Here is a 7,747-nt window from a genome sequence, read left to right on the forward strand (position 1 = left end):
TACATTCTAATAAACCTCTTTCATTCCCTCCTTCTTTCCGGCAGCCTCATCAGCCCCCTGCACCACCATATAGTACCAGGCATTGGATACATACGGCTGCTGACTGAGTTGAGGATCCTTCGGGTTGCGAAGATAGATTTGAATGAAATTGAGCGTATTGTTCACATTCTGCGCATCCACACTATATGGTATGGTGCGAGGATCGTTATGCGTCTTCATCCATTGCTCTATCAATATTTCCTGGAAGGAACGAGGGATATGGTCATAGCCTACGAATCTACCCAATGGATAATACTGCATGAACTTATTGAAATCACGCTGCAAAAGTACATAACACATCAGATATTCGTAAGCCATCTTATTGCTCTTATCATTTAGGAAGAGCAAGCCCAGCATCTGGTCCATCTCCCGGTCGCTAAAAAGGAAGTCCTGCTTCTTTTCGCGATACTTTCGCAACTTGCCATAGATAGGATGACGGTTGATTGCCTTCTCATTGCCCAGTAACGCCATCGTCTGGTTCGCCCAGTTGCTATAGAAGAGTGTCTTCTGTAACCGGCGGAGCAACTTGGCAGCCACCTCGTAATTACCATTGATGATTTCGCACTCAGCAATACGGCGGGTCAAACGGGCACTCTTGCGGAAATTCGGTATCGCCTCCTGTGCCTCAAACATATAACGTTCGGCATCGTTCACCATGCCCAAGCGATAAAAAACCTCAGAGGTAGATACCGGCGAAGTCATATCTCGGGTAAAAGCAGGGAACAAGCCCTCAGCTCCATTCTGATAGAATTCGAAGAGTCGGTCGGGAAGTTGTCCGGTCTGGCTCAAGGCAAGATTCACACTAGAAACACCCAACGGACTTGTTGCAGGTTTCTTTTCAGCGTGCTCAATAATCTTATTCCACTGTTCTGTACGTATCCAGAAATCATAGTCTATCATCTCGTAAGTCAACTCATCAAATGAAGTTCTGATACCCCAAACAGAGGCAAACAGTACAATAACATACGATGCCACCATAACCCATTTAGACTTCTGCCACTTCTGCAATACCGAGCTATGCGGATGTACCATACCGAGGAAAGGCATAAAAGCCGCCAATGCCATGACAATATAAATCAGCAGGAATGTTACGCCCGGATAACGGTAATAGTTGAGCCCCAAGAATAAGCGGGACACCGGATATTGCAATGTCTGCGTAGAGAGCAAAATCCAGGCTATGGTAAGCACAAGGATGCAGGCAGAATAGCCTATTCCGGAAAGGATACTACCCTTCTGCTGCGCATTCTTCAGCGTATCACCTATCATCAGGACGGCATAAAGGAAAACCACCGGTCCCAAGAACCAATAAACCAATGCCGTGCTAACCAGTTCGAACACCACCTTTACCAACCGGTTGTGGAATCGGTTATGAATCCATCCTATTACTAAGGCTCCGAAAAGTGCAACTACAAAAGAGAGCAACACATTCTGGTCGCCCATGGCACACCATAAGGCGATACTTGGAAGGAAACTCAGGAGATAACCCGGGAAATCATGCCTTGCTCCATATTGCTTCATCAGTCCCCATACGGCAGCCTGAATGCCCATCAAGAGCAAAGCGATTATGGCACCGCCCAATACAGGCATATAATAGAACTGTACCAGAAACTCACTGATATAGTCAGCCAATCCTCCCGGCAGTACAATGCGCTCCAGGAAATAGCCGGTATCAAAGAGAAACATCTGATACTGTTCCTGAAAGCAGAGTCCGCCAACGAATGGCACTGCCCAAAATATCACGACCGCCACACCGAAGAGCAGCGACAGCAGCGGTTTCCAAGTTTTTATCATCAAATTCTTCATGATTCTCCAATCTAAATTTTTATTCGTTTATTCTCTCACAGTCACTTTCGGACGATCATCCGAAAAAATCTGATTGCGGGTTTCCTTTATATCCAGTTCCACCTTAGCCTTTGTGAAATCCGGTACATTATAGGCATCAAACAGCCCATGATAATATTTCCACGGATTGCGCTGCGGAAGAAGGAAAGGTTTGGTTGCCTTACCCTTATCATCGATACTCGATATGTAGAGACGGGTATAGTTTCCGTTACCACGCTTGCTGACGAAGACAAACCAATGCGAGTTGCTGCTCCAGTTATGATAGCTTTCGCTCATCTTACTGTTCACCGCTGTCAGCGGATAAGTCTGCCGGGTCTTCAGGTTCATCATCCACAGATCAGCATCGGGTTGCACAATAGGGAAATTGCTTCTGCTGCACTGTGTATACATCAGCCATTTGCCATCATACGACGGACGAGCCAAGACGTAACTCATATTCGTCTTCGGACCATTCAGCAGCGTATCCACTTTTTCTCCAAACTTTCCCGTTCTGGCATCGAAAGGAATACTTACCAGCGAGCACTTCACTTTCAGATACTCAGCCGGTACACGGCAAGCTTTCGAAGTACTATAATATAAGGTATTGCCATCTGCACTGAAAGCAGGGAATATCTCCAGCCAATCGGGGGTCATCAGTTTCTGGTCTGTTACCAGCTGATTGTTACGCGTATCCAGTACCACGATATTACTGAAGTCATGATAAACTTCTATCGGCTTGTAAGTTCCCACGAAGAAACACTGGTGAACGGCATTGGCAGCATAAGCCACATAATTGCCTTCCGGATGCCAATAGGCATAGCTTCCGGCAGCCTTGGTAGAATCGGTCTTGGTATCTATCCATTGCTGCTTGCCATCCTTCATAATCAGGGTACCTCCACCCTCACCACGTATCTGGCAGGTCAGTTGTCGGGCATCAGTACGATTGGCTGTATGGCAATTGAAACATCTTCCCGGCAAGGCGGTTTCTGTCATGATAGCCGTTTCATCAAAGGTATGGATATCGCGCTGATAGATGCCGATGTTGCCACCCACTTCGTAACCGGGAGCGATACGGCGATAGGTCAAACCGTAATCATCCAACCGATAAGGACTCACCATCATCTGGAAATCCTGATATTGCTTCCACTTGCCATCCTTACGGGTACAGACGGTAAAAGAGATGCTGCCACCGATGTTCTGCTCAGTAAGCTGATGCCAGTCTTCCACATCAAAGTCTGCCCATTCACCACTGACGTGCAGTTCCCCGCCCTTGCTTCCTTTTGCCACGACATCCACCACATCTACGGTATCACCTTTGATATTGAAGTTCATCGGAGCAATATCAGCAGGAATGGTCACCCCAATATAGTCAGGATAGATGCTTGGCTTACGATTCACCATGGTAGGATTCTCAACCGATGGAGTACATGCGGTTATCCCCATCCATACGGCGATGAAAGCATAAATTATCTTTTTCATTCTTCGCCTCCTTTCTGTTTACTCATCATTCGTTTTACGTATTCTGCGTATGGCGAACCCGGCACATTACCTTGATTCTGTATGCATTTCACAGCATCCTGATAACCAACAGGCATCTGCATATAGCCACCATATTGCTGTACCCAACTGCCATAACGCATGAATCCCTGAATATCTCCCTTCAAGAGCATCTGCCCCATGAAATAGTCGAGTGCCATTTTGTTATCCGGATTGTTGATGAAGAGCAATCCCATCATCTTGTCAATCTCATCATAACTATAAATCATCTCCGTCTTGAAGCGCATTCTTCTAGCCCTTCCCAAATCAGGATCATGACTGATAGCCGTATCATTGCCCAGCATCGCTTCCATCTTCACAGCCCAGTCATGATAGAAGAGCGACTGTTTCAGGAGATCGATATTCTTACGTGCAACGGCATACTTGCCATTCACAATCTGACATTCGGTAATGCGCTTCATCAATCTGCCACTCATCTTTCCATTCAGGATGGAAGCCTGCAAATCGCTGGCATAGCGAAGAGAAGAGTTCACGAGACCCAGACGCCAAAAGGCTTCCATCGTAGGATACATCGACATATTATCGCGGGTACGGGGAGCCAGCAAGGCATCTTCCCCACTCTGATAGAAAGAAAACATGCGGTCGGCAAGCTGACGGGTCTGAGCAAGAGCAAGATTTACGCAGTTGCTGGTATAGAACACCTGTACCTGATTCTCCTGCGCATCATTGATGATATCTTCCCACTTCCCGTTACGCACCTGTTCGTTCAGCTTGAGCAAAGCATAGAGGTCCTTGTCATATCCCCATTTCTGACCCGGATACCGCATAGGCACGCGATAATAGTTGATACCTGTCATCACAGACATCAATGGATATTGAACCAGAAGGGTACTATAGCAAATCAGCTGGATAGCCAGGAGATAGAGAATAGACAAAAGATAGGTAATCGAAACGGAAGGGAGTTTGCCTTTCTTTACTTGTATCAGGAAAGAAGCCACACGGAGGAAGACATAAAGCCAGGTTGCCCCGCCTCCAATCAGCCAGAATATAACGGGTATCAGAAGTACATCTGCCCATGCTATCCTTGCTCCCCATCTTCTGGTAGCAAGATTCATCAACCATGCTGACAGCAGGGCTAAGGTCAGAGCTACCGGAAAAGACAGGAGCACTTCAATATCTCCCATCACTTCCAGCAACAGGATAGAAGGAAGAAGAGCTATGAGCATTCCATACCACTTCAACGGCTTGGCTGTATAACTTCTGATTACCTGATAGGTAAGCGACAGAAAAGCCACGAAGAGAAAAGCCAGAATGGCAGCACCCAAAACTGGAACATAATAGAACTGTACCAGGAACTCGCTGATATAATCAGCCAAACCACCTGCCACACTCAGGTCATGCCAAAAGTAGTCGGCAGACCAGAGAAAGAGCTGGTTCTGCTCTTGGTAACATAAGGCTTGTGGATAACCACAATACCAAAAAAGGAAGATGCATAAGCCGAACAATGCGACCAGAGTCATTTTCCCATATCTAGAAATGAACTTTTTCATGTACTCAATAGATTAGTCCGGATACCCATTTTTATCAACATCTTCTACAGCAGGCAACCTACTTGGCAGAAGGATACATGTTCTGAAGAAAATCCTTAAACACTCCAGCAGGCTGACGCTTGAGGAAGGCGATGTTATATTCCTTCAACTGGTTCTGTATCTCCTTACCCTTGGTCATCAGCAACTGGTCAGAGCCTTCCTGACGGGCCTGCATACGAAGCTGGTTGTAGGCTCTGTTAAACTTCATCATCTGATCTTTCCATACCTGAAGAGAATCGTTCTGAGGTGTTCCCCCGGAAATACTGTTGGCACCGACCGTAACTTTGATATCACCCGGTTCGGAAACAACCAGCAAGTCCTGAACCCCATCACGATAGTGATAATCTACGCGAATCACCTTCATCTCTGTAGTATCGGCAACAAATTCAAATTTGCCGTCCTTGATGACAACAGAGTCTACATGAGCAGCATCCTGCAGTCCGAACATAGGCACAAGGAAAATCTTCTTGCCATCCCATCGGTTCGATTCCATCGTACCATGGATACGGCAATTTCCCTTTTCGGCAGACTTACAACCTGCCATTACTACCATACTCGTAACGGTCATCAGAGCGATAACCATCAATAAAATCAATTTCTTCATTATACTCTTAGGTTTAATGTTTATCATCGTTGTTTACTTACAGTTCCATATTGGTTTATGGACTTGTATCAGAAGTTTCTCTATTCACATACAAAAGTACAATAAAAACTCGTAAACACCAAATTTTTTCTGCATTTATACAAGATAGTACAGAAGAAAAGCAATAAAAGTCAAATCCTGCTAACCTAATGAAACGAAAAAGCCCCATTCTCTATTTCGCCCCCAACTTGGGGGTGAAGAACCAAAAACTCTTCACTCTTCACCTTATGCCCTGAAACGCCCATAAACAGGGCGTTTCAAGGGGTGAAGAGTTATCAGCGACTCTTCACCCCTCGGAATACCGATAAACACAGGGGATTCCAGGCGAAAGGTGAAGAGTGAAGAGTATTTCTACATAAGCCTTGCATTAAAACGAAACAAAGCCATTTGGGATGGCTGTTCTAGGCAAACAGCCCACTAGCAGCTAAAGCGCCAGTAGGCTGTCTGTGGTTTGCCAGTTAACTGTCTGTATTAAACAGCCTTCTTTTTACCAATTCACTGCAGGTTAAAACAGACAAATAAGAACAGCATTCAGTATATCAAAAAAAGAAAAGCCCCGACTACAGAACGGCAGTCGGAGCTAAGACTTATTTATTTTTTATTTCATCTACCAATTTTTCAACTTCCTCTAGAGGGAGCATGGTACCATCTGCAACTTGTTGTGGAGGAAGTCCCATAGCAAGTAATCGTTTAGCGGTTTCTATTCTTTCTTCAGCGCGAACTTCTGCAAGACCTTCAGCATGACCTTCCAACATTGCATTTTCCAAGACATCATTCTGGATCATAATGGCATTGACATGCTCATCATAAGCATAACGTTCTGCATTCGACATAGAATCATATCTCAACTTCTCACGTGCCTTCTGCAAACCCAGAGCTTTGGCTTCAGGAGAGATGAAACCATTCTTTAGGTACTCTACCCATTCCTCGATTGGAGATTTAGCCACCTTATTGAATTCGTTTAAGCGAACCAATATATAAGTTGTGCCAATCTCTGAAGTCGATTTACTTACTATTGTATCCTTCTCCTTTGTACTGATGATAAGGTTGTCTTTCGTATGCAAGCCCACAAAATTATTCTGTCCTACATAGATGTAGTCAGAGCCTTTGCCAAGATCAAAGTACAGGATACTGATGGAATATACCTTCTTTACCTCTTTGCAAGTATCGTTCAAATTGACCTGCTCTGAGATAGCCTTGGGCACTCCATAAAACAAACGTTCCAAATAATACAACCTAGTCATGTTTTGTATTTCAACAAGGATGTCTTCTCCGTTGCTATTTTTCGCCTTTATTTCCATACGATAGAACTTGTCGTCCGACAGGAGTTGATTATCTTCGTTTTCCAAAACCTCAACAATCTTAATCGGTTCACCTAAAAACACAGTCAAGAAACCCTCAAGTACTCCAAAGTTTGCCTTTTGGTGAAGTAAGCGAGAGACAGCCCAATCAAATCGAATGCATTTATCTCTTAATTCTGTCATTTCCTATTTTTACTAAACAATTCTGTATGAGAACCGAGCCTTAACAGCTCTATCATATCATCATCAATCCATATCAACAGATAATCATCTTCTATATGGCACTCCCAACAACCTTTATAATTACCTTTAAGAATATGAGCTTTGTATTCTTTCGGAAGAGGCTGTTCCATCATAAGAAGGCGCAAGACTTTGTCTAAGGCAGTAACCTTATCAGGAAAAAGCCTATACTTTTTAAAGTCCTTCTTAAACTTACTTGAATAATGAATCTGTTTCATTCTTTCATTAAATCAGCCATTAAATCATCAACGTTATCAAATACGTCTTTCTTTGCCCATTCTTCACCTCGCTTATATGCTTCCATGTGAGCCTGGGCTTCACGAATAGCCGCTTTCGTCTCTTCATTTGGCTCATACTCCTCTCCTGCCTGACATTTCTTTGCCAAGCGGGCAACATAAGAATTAACCTTAGCCACAAATTCCTCCAGACTATAACCTGCAGGAACGTTATATTGTAAATTAACTGTCTGCATAAAACTAAATTTTAGAACCGCTGCAAATTTACGACTAATTATCGTAACCGCCAAACATTTCGGATAAAATTTCAGCATAGGGCAAAAAGAAAAAGCCCCGACTGTAATCACTACAGCCGAGGCCTAACCTTATTTATATTATAAT

Annotated in this window: 7 protein-coding genes; all 7 read right to left on the reverse strand. The window is 44.2% G+C overall.

Annotated features, from left to right (window positions below):
• Window positions 1-6: 6 nt before the first annotated feature.
• The 7 genes from KSW37_RS11095 to KSW37_RS11125 all read right to left on the reverse strand — a co-directional run bounded on the left by KSW37_RS11095 (window position 7) and on the right by KSW37_RS11125 (window position 7,602).
• Entirely contained in the window at window positions 7-1,842 is a 1,836-nt protein-coding gene (locus KSW37_RS11095) for a DUF6057 family protein (RefSeq protein ID WP_217314240.1), read from the reverse strand.
• A 27-nt stretch (window positions 1,843-1,869) separates the two neighbouring features.
• On the reverse strand, window positions 1,870-3,339 hold the full coding sequence (locus KSW37_RS11100) for a TolB family protein (protein ID WP_217314241.1): 1,470 nt from the start codon (window positions 3,337-3,339) through the stop codon (window positions 1,870-1,872).
• Complete coding sequence (locus KSW37_RS11105) at window positions 3,336-4,877, reverse strand: DUF6057 family protein (protein ID WP_217314242.1); 1,542 nt, start codon at window positions 4,875-4,877, stop codon at window positions 3,336-3,338. The genes KSW37_RS11100 and KSW37_RS11105 overlap by 4 nt, the downstream gene beginning before the upstream one ends.
• Window positions 4,878-4,965: 88 nt before the next feature.
• The gene (locus tag KSW37_RS11110; protein ID WP_217314243.1) at window positions 4,966-5,550 is read right to left on the reverse strand and encodes a DUF4369 domain-containing protein; all 585 of its coding nucleotides are present in this window, start codon (window positions 5,548-5,550) and stop codon (window positions 4,966-4,968) included.
• Window positions 5,551-6,176: 626 nt separating this feature from the next.
• A complete protein-coding gene (locus KSW37_RS11115) occupies window positions 6,177-7,073 on the reverse strand; it encodes an Rpn family recombination-promoting nuclease/putative transposase (RefSeq protein ID WP_217314244.1) in 897 nt (298 codons plus the stop codon).
• Window positions 7,070-7,348 (reverse strand): type II toxin-antitoxin system YafQ family toxin, encoded by a 279-nt coding sequence (locus KSW37_RS11120; protein WP_217314245.1) that lies wholly within the window; start codon window positions 7,346-7,348, stop codon window positions 7,070-7,072. Before KSW37_RS11120 ends, KSW37_RS11115 begins: the two co-directional genes overlap by 4 nt.
• Complete coding sequence (locus tag KSW37_RS11125) at window positions 7,345-7,602, reverse strand: hypothetical protein (RefSeq protein WP_142990617.1); 258 nt, start codon at window positions 7,600-7,602, stop codon at window positions 7,345-7,347. The genes KSW37_RS11120 and KSW37_RS11125 overlap by 4 nt, the downstream gene beginning before the upstream one ends.
• Window positions 7,603-7,747: the final 145 nt, after the last annotated feature.

The organism is Segatella copri (genome assembly GCF_019127135.1).
Taxonomy (GTDB): Bacteria; Bacteroidota; Bacteroidia; order Bacteroidales; family Bacteroidaceae; genus Prevotella.